General features: G+C 64.8%; 14 protein-coding genes. 8 read left to right on the forward strand and 6 right to left on the reverse strand.

Translation table 11 applies throughout. From position 1 onward, the window contains the following. Positions 1–4: 4 nt before the first annotated feature. The 3 genes from IEV87_RS18410 to gcvA all read right to left on the reverse strand — a co-directional run bounded on the left by IEV87_RS18410 (position 5) and on the right by gcvA (position 2,653). Positions 5–973, reverse strand: a complete 969-nt coding sequence (locus tag IEV87_RS18410; protein ID WP_188479275.1) for a Bug family tripartite tricarboxylate transporter substrate binding protein — start codon at positions 971–973, stop codon at positions 5–7. 32 nt (positions 974–1,005) lie between these two features. Continuing rightward, positions 1,006–1,632, reverse strand: coding sequence for a flavin reductase family protein (locus IEV87_RS18415; protein WP_188479276.1), 627 nt, complete (start codon positions 1,630–1,632; stop codon positions 1,006–1,008). A 124-nt stretch (positions 1,633–1,756) separates the two neighbouring features. Continuing rightward, positions 1,757–2,653, reverse strand: a complete 897-nt coding sequence (gcvA, locus tag IEV87_RS18420; protein ID WP_188479277.1) for a transcriptional regulator GcvA — start codon at positions 2,651–2,653, stop codon at positions 1,757–1,759. Positions 2,654–2,763: 110 nt separating this feature from the next. Here gcvA and IEV87_RS18425 point away from each other — a divergent pair, with 110 nt between their 5' ends. From IEV87_RS18425 to IEV87_RS18440, 4 genes are read left to right on the forward strand one after another with little or no spacing between them, the layout of a single operon-like run. Beyond that, a complete protein-coding gene (locus tag IEV87_RS18425; protein WP_188479278.1) occupies positions 2,764–3,840 on the forward strand; it encodes an Ldh family oxidoreductase in 1,077 nt (358 codons plus the stop codon). Next, the gene (locus tag IEV87_RS18430) at positions 3,837–5,207 is read left to right on the forward strand and encodes an MmgE/PrpD family protein (RefSeq protein WP_188479279.1); all 1,371 of its coding nucleotides are present in this window, start codon (positions 3,837–3,839) and stop codon (positions 5,205–5,207) included. Before IEV87_RS18425 ends, IEV87_RS18430 begins: the two co-directional genes overlap by 4 nt. Then, positions 5,200–6,252: an AbrB family transcriptional regulator gene (locus IEV87_RS18435; RefSeq protein ID WP_188479280.1), complete on the forward strand. Its 1,053-nt coding sequence runs from the start codon at positions 5,200–5,202 to the stop codon at positions 6,250–6,252. Before IEV87_RS18430 ends, IEV87_RS18435 begins: the two co-directional genes overlap by 8 nt. Continuing rightward, positions 6,249–7,121 carry an alpha/beta fold hydrolase gene (locus IEV87_RS18440; protein WP_188479281.1) on the forward strand — a complete coding sequence of 291 codons (873 nt, stop codon included), beginning with the start codon at positions 6,249–6,251 and terminating at the stop codon, positions 7,119–7,121. The genes IEV87_RS18435 and IEV87_RS18440 overlap by 4 nt, the downstream gene beginning before the upstream one ends. A 12-nt stretch (positions 7,122–7,133) precedes the next feature. On the opposite strand, the gene IEV87_RS18445 is transcribed toward IEV87_RS18440, so the two are convergent. Next, on the reverse strand, positions 7,134–9,395 hold the full coding sequence (locus IEV87_RS18445) for an NADP-dependent malic enzyme (protein ID WP_188479282.1): 2,262 nt from the start codon (positions 9,393–9,395) through the stop codon (positions 7,134–7,136). A 141-nt stretch (positions 9,396–9,536) separates the two neighbouring features. On the opposite strand from IEV87_RS18445, the gene mutS reads away from it, so the two are divergent. After that, positions 9,537–12,164, forward strand: a complete 2,628-nt coding sequence (gene mutS, locus IEV87_RS18450) for a DNA mismatch repair protein MutS (RefSeq protein WP_188479519.1) — start codon at positions 9,537–9,539, stop codon at positions 12,162–12,164. A 62-nt stretch (positions 12,165–12,226) separates the two neighbouring features. Here mutS and IEV87_RS18455 read toward each other — a convergent pair whose 3' ends face one another. Together IEV87_RS18455 and hrcA are read right to left on the reverse strand one after the other, a co-directional pair. Further along, positions 12,227–12,787 carry a nucleotide exchange factor GrpE gene (locus IEV87_RS18455; RefSeq protein ID WP_188479283.1) on the reverse strand — a complete coding sequence of 187 codons (561 nt, stop codon included), beginning with the start codon at positions 12,785–12,787 and terminating at the stop codon, positions 12,227–12,229. Positions 12,788–12,796: 9 nt separating this feature from the next. Beyond that, positions 12,797–13,861, reverse strand: coding sequence for a heat-inducible transcriptional repressor HrcA (gene hrcA, locus IEV87_RS18460; RefSeq protein WP_188479284.1), 1,065 nt, complete (start codon positions 13,859–13,861; stop codon positions 12,797–12,799). A gap of 91 nt (positions 13,862–13,952) precedes the next feature. Here hrcA and rph point away from each other — a divergent pair, with 91 nt between their 5' ends. From rph to hemW, 3 genes are read left to right on the forward strand one after another with little or no spacing between them, the layout of a single operon-like run. Then, entirely contained in the window at positions 13,953–14,666 is a 714-nt protein-coding gene (gene rph / locus IEV87_RS18465) for a ribonuclease PH (RefSeq protein WP_188479285.1), read from the forward strand. A gap of 3 nt (positions 14,667–14,669) precedes the next feature. Beyond that, positions 14,670–15,278, forward strand: coding sequence for an RdgB/HAM1 family non-canonical purine NTP pyrophosphatase (gene rdgB, locus IEV87_RS18470; protein WP_188479286.1), 609 nt, complete (start codon positions 14,670–14,672; stop codon positions 15,276–15,278). Then, on the forward strand, positions 15,271–16,425 hold the full coding sequence (gene hemW, locus IEV87_RS18475) for a radical SAM family heme chaperone HemW (RefSeq protein ID WP_188479287.1): 1,155 nt from the start codon (positions 15,271–15,273) through the stop codon (positions 16,423–16,425). Before rdgB ends, hemW begins: the two co-directional genes overlap by 8 nt.

The raw sequence follows: 16,425 nt of genomic DNA on the forward strand, positions 1-16,425 counted from the left end.
TGGATCAGCCGCCGATGAACGCGAGGATCTGGGCGAAGATCTCGCTGTACTCACGCAGCTCCTGCTCAGCTTCTTCCGGCGTCTTCGGGTCGAGCTGGTAGGAGTTGGTTTCCGCGAACTTCACGAAATCCCCGGCCTGTACGGCCTGCGCGGATGCCTCGATCAGCTTCCGCTTCACGTCGTCCGGCATCCCGTTCGGCGCGATCACGTAGTAGGAGGCGGGCAGGTATTGCTTGTAGCCCAGCTCGCTGACCGGCGTCGCTTCGGGGAAGGCCTCGTAGACCTTGTCGTTGAACACGCCAAGCGCCCGGATCTTGCCCGCATCCACATAGCTGCGGATCGACGGCCCGTACCCGACGGAGGCTTCGACCCGGCCCGACAGCACCGCCGTCAGCGCCTCACCGCCGCCGCCCGAGAAGGGCACGGTCCGGATGTCGATGTCCTCGTTGTTGGCGTTGATGTATTGCACCACCAGATCCGGCGCCGTCCGCAGGCCCGACACGGAAACCCGCACTTCGCCCGGTTTCGCCTTCACCTCGTTCATGAACTCTTCCAGCGTCTGCCACGGCGCATCGGCCGACACGTAGAGAACCGCGGGAAGATCGACGAGCTTCACCAGGATCTCGTAGTCATCCGGAGAGGCATAGGCGAGGTTGTCCTTGTCCAGCGGCTGATACGCCAGAGAGGAGTTGGAACCGAGCCCGATCATGTAGCCATCCGGGTCCGACTTCACGACGTCGCCGGTGCCGATTGTGGCCGACCCGCCGGGGCGGTTTTCCACGACGACGTTGCGGTCGAGGATCTTCGACAGCTCTGCCGAGAACGCCCGTCCGATCGGATCGGTGGACCCGCCCGGGTTGTAGGGTACAACGAATGTCAGGTCGCGGTCCGGGTAGGACTGCGCGACAGCGCCCGTCGCGAGTGTGGTAAGAGAGACCGCGCCCGCGGCCAGTATCGTATTCAAGATTTTCATAGTTTCCTCCCTATTATCTTGATGTTTGTCAGTTAAATTCGCACCCGCTCGGGCGGCAGCTGCTCTACCACCTCGCCCAGCCCGGCCCAGTCACGGTAGCCAAGCCGGCAGACCGGCTGCATCAGGCGCAGGTCGATGCGCCCGTCGGTGAGCACGTCGTCCCGGATGTGGATCCCGATGACTTCGCCCACGACGATCATGTTGCTCCGCCCCGCCTTGCGCGCGGGCAGCGGCACGTTGGTGTAGTGACGGCACTCCAGGCTGACCGGCGCCTCCGCCACCCTGTCGGGCCCGACCAGCCGCGACGCGGCAGAGGCGACCGAGACCTGTTCGAACTCGTCTTCCTCCGGCGCGAACTGGGCAGAGGACAGGTTCACCGCCTCGCGTTGCGCCCAGCTTGCGAGGTTCACGACGAATTCACCGGTGTCCTCGATGTTGCAGAAGGTGTCCTTGGCCCGCCCTTCGGCGTTCCGCCCCGGCATCCCGAGCGCCACCATAGGAGGCGCCCAGGAAAACGCGTTGAAGAAGCTGAACGGCGCGAGGTTGCGCACGCCTGCCGGGCTCCTGGTCGAAACCCAGGCGATCGGACGCGGCACGATGCACGCCTTGAAGGGATCGTGCGGTAGCCCGTGCGGATCGATTTCCGGCCTGTAGAACATTGCTCCTCCCGAGAACATGCAGGCATTCTCACGGGAACGGACCGGACGGTACAACCGATTACTTTGGCGACGGCTGTTGAGAAAAATTCAAATGTGTGCGCTGCGGCGCAGCGATGCCAAAGCCTTATCCTTCCAGGATCTCGGCCTCCGCGACAATCCAGTCGCGGAACTCCGACAGCTCTTTCGGGTTGTCGTGATCTTCCGGATAAATGAGGAAAAACCCGCCGTTGGCCCGCATGGAGAAGTCGATCGGTGCCGCCAGACGACCCGCACTCAGATCGTCCCGGACCAGCGCCCGCTGACCAAGAGCAAAGCCAAGTTTCTGCTCTGCAGCGCTGTAGGCGAGAATGGAACTCTCGAACCGCATCCCGGAATAAGGATCGACCGACGTGACATTCGCGGCCTCCAGATACCGCCGCCAGTCCTCGATTCGGACCAGCGAATGAAGCAGCGTCGACTGCGCCAGATCGGCCGGGCTCCGAAAGTTTCCCGAAGCCGCAAGCGCCGGGCTGCACACCGGAACGAGGTCGGTCTTGACCAGTGGGATCGCGATGCACCCGGGCCATTCCGTGCCGGTCCCGTAGCGGATCGCGATGTCGATGTCGCCCGACCGGAAATCCACGGGCTTCAGTGAGGTGGTGAGGATCACATCCGGTCCGGACCGCTCTGCATGATACGATGACAGTCGCGGCACCAGCCAGCGCATCGAAAAGGTCATGGAGGACCATATCCGCAGCGGCCGGCGCTCCCCCCGGCTTAGTAACCGTTCCGTCGCGCCATGCAGTTGACTGAACAGAAGGGTCGATATTTCAAGGTACTGTCGACCGCTGGTTGTCAGCTTCGCTTCGCGCGCCGTGCGTTCAAACAGGTCGAGCCCCAGGAAGGTTTCCAGGTTCTTGATCTGACGGCTGATCGCACCGGGCGTCACGCAGAGTTCGTCCGCCGCCGCGGTAAAGCTCTTCAGCCGCGCGGCAGCTTCAAAGCTGCGAAGGGCATTCAGGGGGGGCAGTTTCCAGACCATGACCGTCCTTGGCACAGGGTTGAGATTTTCTCAAATATGGGTACACAAAACTCGTTTGACCGCCAACCCGCATTTCCGCTTCACTCGCCCCGCAAGAGGAGGAGAAGCCGATGGTGTCCGTGTCCCGGACGGCGCTGGCGTCGTTCATGACAGAGATACTCCGCTCCGGCGGCATGGACCCGGAGTCCGCCGCCGTGGCCGCCGACTGTTTCGCTGAGGCCGACGCTTCGGGTGTCAGCACGCATGGTGCGGCACGGCTCGCGGCCTATCACGATGCGCTCATGCGCGGGCAGATCAACGCACGCCCGGACATTCGGACCGAACGCGACGCGGTTTTCCTGCGCATCGACGGCGACAACGGGCTTGGCCCCGCCGTCGCCGCCCGGATGGCCCGCGCCGCCTGCGACGTGGCGAAGGAAACCGGCATGTGCCTTGCCACCGTGCGCCACTCCAATCATTTCGGCATCGCCTCCTACTACGCGGACATGGCGACCCGGCAGGGCATGATCGCCATGGTCTTTTCCAACGCCTCCCCAACCGTCGCCCCCTTTGGCGGCCGCGAGGCGCGGCTTGGCACCAACCCGGTTGCACTGGCCGCACCCGGTGGCACCAGGGAAGACGGTTTCACGCTGGACATGGCGACTTCTGTCGTGTCGCGCGGCCGCATCCGCCAGATGGGCGGCGACGACGCCACCGTGCCCGACGACTGGGCCGTAACCGCAACCGGCGATCCCGCCCGCACCGTGGCCGAGGTCATGAGCGGTGCCCTCCGGCCCTTCGGCGGTGCGCGCGGATCCGGCATCGCGCTGTTCGTCGACCTGATGGCCGGGGTCCTGTCGAACGGCAGTTTCGGCACCGATCTCGGCACCATGTACAGCGATGGAAACCGCCCCTCCGGAACCGGTCACGCGATGATCGTGATCGACGCGGAACGCGCGCTTGGTTCCGGGGATTGGGGGGAGCGGTTCGACGCCTTCGCCCGCGGCATCCGCACCAGCCGGCCGGACCTTGACCACGACGCCGTATCCCTGCCCGGGGACCGCCGCGCCCGCACACGCAACGAAACCGCCCGCACCGGCATCCCGCTACGCGGGGCTGTCTGGGATTCCCTGCGCGATCTGTCGGATCGAACCGGCATCCCGTTGCCCGAACACAGGCCGGATCAGATGCAAGGAATGACCGCATGAAGGATACGGAGACCGCCGCCGCCACCCGGAAAATCGCCCGGTTCATCGCGGAAAACCCCGATTTCGGGTCTGATGACACCTGCCGCCTGCTGGCCCGGCGCGCCCTTCTCGACACGATGGCCTGCGCCATCGGCGGGTCCGGCGAACCGGCCTCGCGCGCCGCGCTTACTCTCGCGACAGAGGGTCCGCAGGGCCGGGCGCGGGTCTGGGCCACCGGCCATCGTGCCACGACCGAACTCGCGGCTTTCGCCAATGGCGTATCGGGGCATGTTCTGGATTTCGACGACGTCACCGCCCCGATGCGCGGCCATCCCAGCATCGCGCTGCTTCCCGCCCTGATCGCCGTGGCGGAAGAGCGTGTGCTGACCATGGATCGCGTTGACCGCGCCTATGCCGTCGGTTTTGAACTGATCTGCCGCTTCAGCCACGCCGCCGCCGACGGGCACTATGCGCGGGGCTGGCACACGACACCGACCATCGGCGGACTTGGCGCGGTGGCGGCACTGGCCCATCTGCTTGGCCTGTCTGAAACGCAGACCCGCCACGCCTTCGGTCTCGCCCTGACGCAGCTGGCGGGCACGCGCGGCAACTTCGGTTCCATGGCCAAGAGCGTTCAGGCCGGGCAGGCCTCCCGCGCTGCACTGTTTGCGGTGCGCCTTGCCGAACTCGGCTTCGACGCGGCGGACGACTCCCTGGACGGCGACCAGGGGTTCCTGACCCTCTACACGAACGAATCCGGGTTTGGTGACCATCTGGAGGGGTTGGGCACAGGGGAACCGGAGCTGCTCCGCTCGGGTATCGAGGTGAAGAAATATCCGCTGTGCTACGCGACACACCGCGCGGTCGACGGGCTGCTGGACCTGATGAAGGAGACCCCCGGTCTCACCCTCGCCTCTGTCGTCAGCGCTCGGATCCACGGCTCCCCCCGCGCCTTCGTGCCGCTGATCCATTCCCGCCCCCGCACCGGGCTGGAGGGCAAGTTCAGCATGGAATACGCGGTTGCCGCCGCCCTGTCTGATGGGGAGATCACGCTCGCCTCCTTCACCGATGACCGGGTACAAAGGCCGGAGGTCCAGGCGGCGTTCGACCGCATCACGGTCTCCGCCGATACCGAAGGGTCGCTCCTCCCTCGCTGGACCGACATCTCCCTCACGCTCGCGGATGGCCGCATCCTCACGAAACGGGTGGAGGTTCTGCGCGGCAGCGCCGATCACCCCCTGACGGAAGCAGAGCTGATGGCGAAGGTCGCGGACTGCTGCCGCCATGCGGGCGGCCGGATCGATCCGGAGAAGCTGGGACGCACCATCCTCGACAGCACGGACCTGCGGGTGTCGGATCTTCTGGACAGCGTTCTGCCGCGTGGGTGACCTGCTTCGAATAGCCCTGACGCTTGCCATCGGCACCGTTGGCGGCGCCATCTTCTTCTGGCTCAACCTGCCGCTGCCGTGGCTTCTCGGCGCGATGCTGTCGGTCACAATAGTCTCTATTGGCGGTTTCGAGATGAAATCCCGGATCGAACTGCGCAACATGGGCCTCGCCGTTCTGGGCGTTTTCATCGGCTCCGGCTACGGACCGCACGCCTTCGACGGGATCGCGACCTGGGTCCCGACCATCCTCGGCACCATGCTTGTCACGACCATCGCGGGCAGTGCCGGGATCTGGTACCTGAAGTCGCGCGCGCATCAGGATTCCGCCACCGCCTATTTCTCTGCCATGCCCGGGGGTATGAACGAGATGGTCGTGGTCGGCGAACGCTTTGGCGCCGACATCCGCTATGTCGCACTGTCCCATGCCGTGCGCGTTCTGGTCACGATCTCTTTCGTCGCCTTTGCTTTCCGGATCATGGACGGTTACGTCCCCGATCCCAGTGTTCGCGGTCAGGATCATCCCTTCATCCTGTCACAACAACTGATGCTGCTTGCCGTGGCCGTGACCGGTGCGCTGGTCGGGCGCCTGCTGCGCCTGCCCGCGCCGTTCTTCTTCGGGCCGATCCTGTTCAGCATCGCCGCCCATGGCTTCGGGCTCGAAGGACAGCCGCCCGCGCTGTTGCAGGCCGCCGCGCAGGTTGTGGTCGGCTCCACCCTCGGCAGCCGGTTTGTCGGGGTGACGGCGCGCGACATTTCCTCGACGATGTGGCGGAGTTGCATCGTCACCGGCATCCAGCTGTCCGCCGCGCTTGGTGTGGCGGCGGTTCTGGGTCAGCTACTGCCCTGGGGCACCAAGACCATCTTCCTCGCCTTCGCGCCCGCGGGGATTGCCGAGATGACGATCACCGCCATCGCGCTCGGCTATGACGCACCGTTCGTGGCGGCGCATCAGCTGGCGCGGGTCATCCTCGTCTTTGCCCTGTCGCCGCTCGTCTTCGGCTATCTTAGGCGACGCGCGCTATTCAAAGGAAAACAGACACCATGACCGAAAGCCTGACCCTCACCGCACCGACCGAAGCCACCCGGAAACTGGATGCACAGGCAGAGCGGCGCGAGACCCCGCTGCCCGGTGGCGGCCGAATGGTCTGGCGCACCTGGGGCACCGGCCCGTCCCTTGTCCTGCTGCACGGCGGTCACGGCAGCTGGATGCACTGGGCTGCCGTCATTCCGTACCTGTCGCAACGCTGGACGCTGGTTGTGCCCGACCTGCCCGGTTTCGGTCAAAGCGACGACATCTCCGGCGATCCCCCGATCGAAACCATCGGTCAGGCGGTCGCCGAAGGGGCCATGCAGATCATCCCCGACGGACCGATCCGGATCGCAGGCTTCTCTTTCGGCGGCGTTCTTGGCGGCCATGTCGGCAAGGGCTGCGGTGACCGGCTGGCGCATCTGGTAATCATCGGATCAAGCGGGATGAAGCTGACACGCCCGGACATGGAGAAGCTGCACAACTGGAAGGCTGTACCTGAAGACGAACGGGACGCGATCCACCGCCGCAATCTTGGCATCCTGATGATTTCACCCTCAAGCGAGATCACGGACGAGATGGTCGCGATCCAGCGCGCCAACACCATGATGGCGCGGGGGCGAAGCCGGTCCTTCTCCGTCACGACGACGCTTCTGGACGTGCTGCGCGACTACCGCCCGCCGCTGGACGGTATCTGGGGTGCGGAGGATGCGACCGCCAAAGGCCACCTGCACGAACGGCGCGACGCGCTCAGGGTGCTCGACCCGACCAGCGACTTCGTGGAAATCCCCGATGCCGGTCACTGGGTTGCCATGGACCGGCCCGAGGCGCTGACCCGCGCGCTCGAGAAACTGCTTCTTAAACGCATGGGCCGGGCGGGGACCTGACCCCCGGAAGGCTCAGTTCACCTTGCTCGCCGCCAGCAGCGCCATGTTCATGATGTCGTTGACGGTCGCGTTGGTCGAACAGATCTGGATCGGCTTGTCGACGCCCGACAGGATCGGCCCGATCACCGTCGCCCCCGCCATCTCCTGCATCAGTTTTACACTGATACTGGCGGAATGGCGCGCCGGCACAACGAGGATGTTCGCGTTGTCCGTCAGCCGGGCGAAGGGAAACTGCGACCGGGCGCGGGCGTTCAGGGCCACATCGACGGTCATCTCGCCCTCATATTCGAAATCGACGCCCCGCTCTTCCAGCACACGCGGGGCGATATGCATCTTCTCCGCCCGCTCCGACACCGGATAGCCGAAGGTGGAGAAGCTGACGAAGGCAACCCGCGGCTCCAGCCCCAGATCACGCGCTACCTCGGCACAGCGTTCGGCGATATCCGCAAGGTCTTCCTCATCCGGCCATTCATGCACGAGCGTGTCCGAGATCAGCACGATCCGCCCCTTGTGGATCACCGCCGTCACACCCGCCACACCATGCGCCGCATCCGCATCGAACACGTGGTTGATCAGTTCCAGCACATGCGCCGACTTGCGCGTCGCCCCGGTGACAAGCCCGTCACCATGCCCGTGCGCCAGCATCAGGGCCGAGAAGACGTGCCGGTCGCGCGCCGCCAGCCTGTGCACGTCGTGCTGGTCCATACCCTTGCGGTTCAGCCGGTTGTAAAGAAACGCCTTGTACGTCTCCAGATGTTCGGTCTTCGCCGCATTGGTGATTGTCAGTTCCTCGAACGCATCGCCAAGCCCGGCCGCTTCCAGCTTCTTCTGCACATCGGCGTCGCGCCCGACGACAATTGCCTCGCCCAGACCGGCCCGCTGATACTGCACCGCCGCCCGCAGCACACGCGGATCGTCGCCCTCCGCAAAGATCATCCGCGCCTGCGCGTTCCGCGCCCGCGTGTTGATCGACCGCAGGATCGAGGCCGTGGGATCCATCCGGCTTTTCAGGTTCAGCTCATAGGCTTCCATATCGATGATCGGCCGCCGCGCCGCGCCCGTGTCCATCCCGGCCCGCGCAACGGCGGGGGGGATGCGATGGATCAGCCGGGGATCGAAGGGGGTCGGAATGATGTAGTCGCGCCCGAAGGTCAGCGCCCGTCCATAGGCCATCGCCACCTCGTCCGGCACGTCCTCGCGCGCCAGTTCGGCCAGCGCCTCCGCACAGGCAATCTTCATCTCGTCGTTGATCGCGCGGGCATGGATGTCGAGCGCACCGCGGAACAGATAGGGAAACCCGAGCACGTTGTTCACCTGGTTTGGATAGTCGCTGCGCCCGGTGGCGACGATCACATCCTCGCGCACCTCGTGCACCTCTTCCGGGGTCACCTCCGGATCCGGGTTCGCCATGGCGAAGATCACGGCATCCTTGGCCATGCTCATCACCATCTCCTGCGTCACCGCGCCCTTGACCGACACGCCAAGGAAGACGTCGGCCCCCTTCATCGCCTCTTCCAGCGTGCGCAGTTCCGTCTTCACGGCATGGGCCGACTTCCACTGGTTCATCCCGTCGGTCCGGCCCTGCCAGATCACGCCCTTGGTGTCGCAGACAATGCAGTTGTCGTGCCGCGCGCCCATCCGCTTGAGCAGTTCGATGCAGGCGATCCCCGCAGCGCCGGCCCCGTTGAGCACGATCTTCACATCCTCGATCGCCTTGCCCGAGATCTTCAGCGCATTGATAAGCCCCGCCGCACAGATCACCGCCGTCCCGTGCTGGTCGTCGTGGAAGACGGGGATGTCCATCTCCTCCTTCAACCGTTGCTCGATGATGAAGCACTCCGGCGCCTTGATGTCCTCAAGGTTGATGCCGCCAAAGCTGGGCCCCATCAGCTTGACCGCGTTGATGAAGGCCTCCGTATCCTCGGTATCCAGCTCCAGGTCGATGGAGTTCACATCGGCGAACCGCTTGAACAGAACCGACTTCCCTTCCATCACCGGCTTGGAGGCCAGGGCCCCGAGGTTCCCCAGCCCCAGCACCGCCGTCCCGTTGGAAATGACCGCCACAAGGTTCCCCTTGTTCGTATAGTCATAAACGGTTTCCGGGTTCTCGAAGATCGCCTCGCAGGGAACGGCGACGCCGGGCGAATAGGCCAGCGACAGGTCGCGCTGCGTCGTCATCGGCACCGTCGCCTGCACCTCCCACTTGCCGGGGGTCGGCTCCAGATGGAATGCAAGCGCATCCTCGCGCGTGATGCGGGACTTCGGTTTCGACATGGGGCCTCTCCTCCTGCGGCTCAGGCGTCTTACACGGGGCGCACGCCCCGCTCAACCATTTCGCCTTTCACGCCCGACTCCCGCTGGTTAAGGTCGGGTCCGACAGACCGGAGGGCCGCCTTGAACACGCAAGTCACGCCGATGATGGCGCAGTATCTGGAGATCAAGTCCGGCACCCCCGACGCGCTGCTTTTCTACCGCATGGGCGACTTCTACGAGATGTTCTTCGATGACGCCGTCGCCGCGTCCGAGGCGCTCGACATCGCGCTTACCAAACGCGGCAAGCACCTGGACGAGGACATCCCCATGTGTGGAGTCCCCGTGCATTCCGCCGAGAACTACCTGCTGACCCTGATCCGCAAGGGCTTTCGCGTCGCCGTGTGCGAACAGATGGAAGACCCGGCAGAGGCCAAGAAACGCGGTTCCAAATCCGTCGTCCGGCGAGAGGTCGTCCGCCTCGTCACCCCCGGCACACTGACGGAGGAGTCGCTGCTTGACGCCCGCCGCCACAACTTCCTCGCCGCTTTCACGGTTGTCCGGGACGAGGCCGCCCTGTCCTGGGTCGATATCTCCACCGGCGCGTTTCACGTGATGCCCCTGCCGCCGGTCCGGCTTGGCCCCGAACTGGCCCGGCTCGCCCCGTCCGAACTGCTGATCCCGGACGAGATTGAGGCTGATTACCGTGAAACAGTCTCTGATTTCGGGATTTCCCTGACGCCCCTGTCCCGCGGCTCTTTCGACTCCACCGGCGCCACCGACCGGCTGATCCGGCTGTTCAAGGTGTCCTCCCTCGACGCCTTCGGCACCTTCAGCCGAGCCGAGGTTTCAGCCATGGGCGCGATCACCGACTACCTCGACATCACCCAGAAGGGGCAGCTTCCCCTCCTGCGCAAACCGCAGCGCGAAACGACCGAACGGGTGATGCAGATCGACGCCGCGACGCGCCGGAACCTGGAACTCACCCGCGCGCTTTCCGGCGGACGGGCCGGCTCCCTGCTGCACGCCATCGACCGGACGGTCACGCCGGGGGGTGCGCGACTGCTGGAACGCCGCCTCTCCAGCCCCTCACGCGACCTTGCCACGATCCACGCCCGCCTCGCTGCCGTCGATTTCATGGTGGAACAGAGACGCATGGCCACAGATCTGCGCGACGCCCTCCGCCGTGTGCCCGACCTGGACCGCGCGCTCTCCCGCCTTGCCATCGACCGGGCCGGGCCGCGCGACCTCGCCGCCGTGCGCAACGCGCTGACGCAGGCCGAACAGATTGCCGGCACCCTCGCCAGAACCGACCTGCCCCCGCTCCTTGCCGAGGCGTCGGCAAACCTCACCGGCCACAACGGCCTTCTTGCCCTGCTTAACTCCGCCCTCGTCGCCGAACCGCCGCTGCTGACCCGCGATGGCGGTTTCATCGCCCCCGGCTTCGACACCGATCTCGATGATGCCCGCCAGCTGCGCGACGAGGGGCGCGGCGTCATAGCACGGATGCAGACCGAATACGCCGATCAGACCGGGATTGCCGCGCTCAAGATCAAGCACAACAACGTTCTCGGCTACTTCATCGAGGTCACCTCGACCCACGCCGACAAGATGCTCGCCGAGCCACTGGACGAGGTCTTCAAACACCGACAAACCACCGCCAACCAGCTCCGCTTCACCACGCCCGACCTGTCCGAGATGGAGACCAGGATCCTGAACGCCGGTGGCCGCGCGCTTGATATCGAAAAGCGGCTCTATGAGACCCTGAAACAGGCAATCATCGACAAATCCTCTGACCTTGCGGACACCGCCCGCGCCCTGTCGGACCTCGACCTCGCTACCGCCCTGGCCGATCTTTCGACCGCAGAGAACTGGGCCCGCCCCCGCGTCACCGCCGACCGTACGTTGAAGATCATCGGCGGCCGCCACCCGGTTGTCGAACAGTCCCTCCGCCGCGACGGTGCGCCGTTCATCGCCAACGAGACCGACCTCTCCGGCGATCCCTCTTCCATCTGGCTGCTCACCGGCCCGAACATGGCCGGTAAATCCACCTTCCTGCGCCAGACCGCCCTGATCGTGCTGCTCGCACAGATCGGCAGCCATGTCCCCGCGACCGAAGCCGAGATCGGCCTCGTCTCTCAACTCTTCTCCCGCGTCGGCGCCTCCGACGACCTCGCGCGTGGACGCTCCACTTTCATGGTCGAGATGGTCGAAACCGCCGCGATCCTGAACCAGGCCGACGACCGCGCACTTGTCATCCTGGACGAGATCGGCCGGGGCACCGCCACCTACGACGGCCTCTCCATCGCCTGGGCCACGCTCGAACACCTGCACGAGGTCAACCAGAGCCGCGCCCTCTTCGCGACCCATTACCACGAGATGACCGCCCTCGCCGGCAAGCTGTCGGGCGTCGAAAACGCCACCGTCGCCGTTCGCGAACATGACGGAGACGTGATCTTCCTGCACGAGGTCGTTCGCGGTGCCGCCGATCGCAGCTACGGCGTTCAGGTCGCCCGCCTCGCCGGTCTGCCCGACTCCGTCGTCGCCCGCGCGCGTGAGGTTCTGAACGCGCTGGAGAAAGGCGAACGTGAGGGCGGAGCAAAGCCCAAGGCGATCATCGACGACCTGCCGCTTTTCGCCGCCGCCGCTCCACGTGAAACCCCGAAATCAGAGCCGATTCCGCCTCAATACGCCGAAGTCGCCAAACTGCTCGACTCGACGCATCCCGACGAACTCTCCCCAAAAGAAGCGCTCGACCTGCTCTACAAACTGAAAGAGGCGTCGCGCCAGTAGCGCCACGCCCCCCTTCATCTTGCCGAAAATACTCTCGCCGAAGGCAGTCCGACGAAGTCGGATCAGCTCGCCGGCATCGACGACACGCCGACCTGCGCCGGGCGCAGCAGGCGGTCCGAGAGCCAGAACCCCTCGGCGGACACCTGGATGATCTCTCCGGCCTTGGTCCCCGGCACCGGCGCTTCGAACATCGCCTCGTGAATATTCGGATCGAACCGGTCACCCACTTCGGGCGCGATAGGCTCTATTCCGTGCTTCTTAAAGGTGTTCACCAGCTCCCGCATGGTCAGCTCGACGCCTTCGACCAAAGCGGCATTCGCCTCTGTCTTTTCGCCCGCCGCATCCAGCGCGCGCATCAGGTTGTCGTAGATCGGCAGCAGGTCGCGGGCCAGTTTTGCCCCGCCATAAGCCTCTGCCTCCCGGCGCTGCTTGTCCGCCCGCTTGCGCGAATTCTCCGCATCCGCCAGCGCCCGCATCCACTTGTCCTTGAGCGAATCCCGCTCCGCCCGCAGCGCGTCGATCTCCATCGCCTCGTCGGAAAACTCTTCCAGTTCATCCGCGTAGGTCTCGGCCTCGGCCGATTCGATGTCGTCGAGGAAATCGTCGTTCTCAGGGTCTGCCATGTCTCACCTCTAACTCCGGTCCGCGATCATCCGGCCGACAAGCTGCGCCGTGTAATCGACGATCGGAACAATCCGTCCATAGTTCAGTCGCGTGGGTCCGATGACCCCGACCGCACCGATAATCTTCCGGTCCGCGTTCATATATGGAGAGACCACCAGAGAGGAACCCGAAAGTGAAAAAAGTTTGTTCTCCGACCCGATGAAGATGCGCACGCCCTCGCCTTCCTCGGTCAGTTCCAGAAATTCGGCAATGTCCCGCTTGCGTTCGAGGTCGTCGAAGAGCACGCGGATCCGCTCAAGGTCCTCTTCCGCCGCGTCGTCGCCCAGAAGGTTCGCCCTGCCCCGCACGATCAGCCGCTCGTAGCGCGACCCCTGGTCGTTCCACTCTGCCCAGCCCGAATCGATCAGGTCCCGCGCCAGCGCATCGATCTCCTGCCGCCGCGCCACGATCTCCTGCTTGATAACGCGGGAGAGTTCGCTGATCGTCCGTCCCTCTGCCAGAGCGTTGAGGAAATTCGCAGCTTCGCGCATCGAACTTGGCGTCTGGCCGGGCGGCGGGGTAAACAGACGGTTCTCCACATGCCCGTCGGCGAAAACCAGCACGACAAGCGCACGGTCATGCCCCAGCCCGACGAATTCGATGTGCTTGATCGGCGCCTCGTGTTTCGGTGCCAGCACCAGCGAGGCACCATGCGTCGCGCCCGACAGGGCAGACCCGATCCGGTCCAGCATCCCGCCGACGTCCCCCGCGCCGTTGCCGACCGTGGCGTCGATCATCTCCCGGTCCGCCTCGCCCAGGTCCCCGACCTCCAGGAGCCCGTCCACGAACATCCGCAGACCCTGTTGCGTGGGAATCCGCCCCGCCGAGACATGCGGAGAGCCGAGCAGCCCGAGATATTCAAGGTCCTGCATCACGTTGCGGATCGTCGCCGCACTGACCTTTTCGCTCATCACGCGGGTCAGGGTACGCGACCCGACGGGTTCGCCATTGCTGAGATACCCTTCGACCACGCGACGAAAGACTTCGCGCGAGCGGTCGTTCAGGTCTCCGAGGATCTTTGTCGTATCGTTCATGCCACGCCAAACTCTGCCATCATGAGCCTAGTCCGGGGTTGCCTTCCCGGTCACGCCGGGACTATGCCACACCCAGCCAGGAGAGGACCCCATGCGACCATCAGGACGAGAATTAAGCGAAATGCGCGCGGTTTCAATCGAAACCGGGTTCACGAAACACGCCGAAGGCTCCTGCCTGATCAAGGTTGGTGACACCCACGTGATCTGCACCGCCACGGTAGAGGATCGCGTGCCCCCCTTCATCAAGGGATCGGGCCTTGGCTGGGTCACCGCTGAATACGGCATGCTGCCCCGGTCCACCACGTCCCGCATGCGGCGGGAGGCATCGTTGGGCAAGCAGGGCGGCCGCACCGTGGAAATCCAGCGCCTGATCGGCCGCGCCCTCCGGGCCGGGGTCGACCGGGTTGCCCTTGGCGAACGCCAGATCTCTATCGACTGCGATGTGATCCAGGCCGACGGCGGCACCCGCTGCGCGTCGATCACCGGGGGCTGGGTCGCCCTGCGCCTTGCCGTGAACAAGCTGATGAAGGCGGGCGACATCATCACCGATCCGCTGGTCGATCCCGTCGCCGCCGTGTCCTGCGGGATCTACGCGGGCCAGCCCGTGCTCGACCTCGATTACCCCGAGGATTCCGAAGCCGGCGTGGATGGCAACTTCATCATGACGGGCTCCAAGCGCCTGATCGAGGTGCAGATGTCCGCCGAGGGCGCGACCTATTCCCGCGACCAGATGAACCAGCTGCTCGACCTCGCCGAAAAAGGCGTGTCGGAACTGGTCGCGATCCAGCAGGCCGCGACGAGCTGACGGATGCGCAGGTTCGACGGGGATCAGCTGGTCATCGCAAGCCACAACAAGGGCAAGCTGCGCGAAATCGCGGAGCTTCTGACGCCATTTGGCATCACCGTCACCTCCGCCGCCGATCACGGGCTCGAGGAACCCGAGGAGACGGAAAGCACCTTTGTCGGCAACGCCCGGATCAAGGCGCATTATGCGGCAAAGGCCACCGGCCTGCCCGCCCTGTCCGATGACAGCGGAATCACTGTCGATGCGCTGGACGGTGCACCCGGAGTGTACACCGCCGATTGGGCAGAAACGCCCGCAGGCCGCGATTTCCCCATGGCCATGACCAAGGTCTGGTCATTGCTTGAAGAAAGGAACGCCCCCTTTCCCCGCACCGCCGCTTTCCGCGCCACGCTGGTTCTCGCCTGGCCCGATGGTCATGACGAGGTGTTCGAAGGCATCGCGAAGGGTCAGGTCGTCTGGCCCATGCGCGGCCACCTTGGGTTTGGTTTCGACCCGGTCTTCCTCCCGGACGGAGAGACGGAAACCTTCGGAGAGATGGACCCCGCAAAGAAGCGCGACATGACGCACCGCGCCGACGCTTTCCGCAAGCTTGTGGCGGGCTGCTTTGCCTGACGACTGGGAGTCCGGCGGCTTTGGCATCTACATTCACTGGCCCTTCTGCCAGGCCAAGTGTCCCTACTGCGACTTCAACTCACATGTCGCACGCGAAATCGACCAATCCCGCTGGTTCAGAGCCTATATCGCCGAAATCGACCGTCACGCGGAGGAGGTCCCCAGTCGCACGGTTTCGTCCGTTTTCTTCGGGGGCGGCACACCCAGCCTGATGGATCCCGATCTCGTCGACGGCATCCTCTCCCGCATCCGCCACCACTGGCCCCACGCCAATGATCCCGAAATCACGCTGGAGGCAAACCCCGGTTCGGTCGAGGCCGGGCGCTTCCGTGCCTACCGAGATGCCGGCATCACACGCGTCTCCATGGGCCTGCAGGCGCTGAACGACCGAGACCTGCAACGCTTGGGCCGCGTTCACACGGTGAGCGAGGCGCTGGAGGCTTTCGACATTGCCCGCGATTGCTTTGACCGGGTCAGCTTTGACATGATCTACGCCCGTCAGGACCAGACCCCGGACGCCTGGAGAATTGAGCTGAAACAGGCTCTAAACAAGGCGATTGATCACGTTTCCCTGTATCAGTTGACGATCGAGGACGGCACTGCCTTTGGCGACCGTTATCGCATCGGCAAGCTGAGAGGTCTTCCCGACGAAGACTCCGCGGCCGAGATGTATGACATCACGCAGGAGGAAACGGACGCCGCCGGCTTCCATTGTTACGAAGTCAGCAACCACGCCCGGCCAGGGGCTGAATCCCGTCACAACAGTCTCTATTGGCGCTACGGCGATTACCTCGGCATCGGCCCCGGCGCCCATGGCCGCGTAACGCTCGCAGGTCAACGCACGGCAACCGAAGCGATCCGCATGCCCGACGCCTGGCTCCGGGCTGCGGCGACCGGAGGCGCCGACCGGAACAGAACCCCGCTCACCCAAGCAGATCAGGCGACGGAGTTCCTTCTGATGGGGTTACGCCTGACCACTGGTGTCGACCTTGACCGCTACGAACGCCTCTCAGGCTCGCCCCTCTCGCAAACCGTTCTGAAAGACCTATCTGATATGGGCATGATCGAAACGGAGCGACGCTGGCTGCGCGTGACATCTTCCGGTCGCATCGTGCTGAACGCGGTGATTGCAAAACTGCTGGAGTAG

This window comes from Primorskyibacter flagellatus, from assembly GCF_014638275.1.
Taxonomy (GTDB): Bacteria; Pseudomonadota; Alphaproteobacteria; order Rhodobacterales; family Rhodobacteraceae; genus Pseudooceanicola; species Pseudooceanicola flagellatus_A.

Excerpts from the sequence above, each read along its gene's own strand:
- IEV87_RS18410 (WP_188479275.1), bottom strand. The coding sequence starts at position 973 with ATGAAAATCTTGAATACGATACTGGCCGCGGGCGCGGTCTCTCTTACC.
- IEV87_RS18415 (WP_188479276.1), bottom strand. The coding sequence starts at position 1,632 with ATGTTCTACAGGCCGGAAATCGATCCGCACGGGCTACCGCACGATCCC.
- gcvA (WP_188479277.1), bottom strand. The coding sequence starts at position 2,653 with ATGGTCTGGAAACTGCCCCCCCTGAATGCCCTTCGCAGCTTTGAAGCT.
- IEV87_RS18425 (WP_188479278.1), top strand. The coding sequence starts at position 2,764 with ATGGTGTCCGTGTCCCGGACGGCGCTGGCGTCGTTCATGACAGAGATA.
- IEV87_RS18430 (WP_188479279.1), top strand. The coding sequence starts at position 3,837 with ATGAAGGATACGGAGACCGCCGCCGCCACCCGGAAAATCGCCCGGTTC.
- IEV87_RS18440 (WP_188479281.1), top strand. The coding sequence starts at position 6,249 with ATGACCGAAAGCCTGACCCTCACCGCACCGACCGAAGCCACCCGGAAA.
- IEV87_RS18445 (WP_188479282.1), bottom strand. The coding sequence starts at position 9,395 with ATGTCGAAACCGAAGTCCCGCATCACGCGCGAGGATGCGCTTGCATTC.
- mutS (WP_188479519.1), top strand. The coding sequence starts at position 9,537 with ATGATGGCGCAGTATCTGGAGATCAAGTCCGGCACCCCCGACGCGCTG.
- IEV87_RS18455 (WP_188479283.1), bottom strand. The coding sequence starts at position 12,787 with ATGGCAGACCCTGAGAACGACGATTTCCTCGACGACATCGAATCGGCC.
- hrcA (WP_188479284.1), bottom strand. The coding sequence starts at position 13,861 with ATGAACGATACGACAAAGATCCTCGGAGACCTGAACGACCGCTCGCGC.
- rph (WP_188479285.1), top strand. The coding sequence starts at position 13,953 with ATGCGACCATCAGGACGAGAATTAAGCGAAATGCGCGCGGTTTCAATC.
- rdgB (WP_188479286.1), top strand. The coding sequence starts at position 14,670 with ATGCGCAGGTTCGACGGGGATCAGCTGGTCATCGCAAGCCACAACAAG.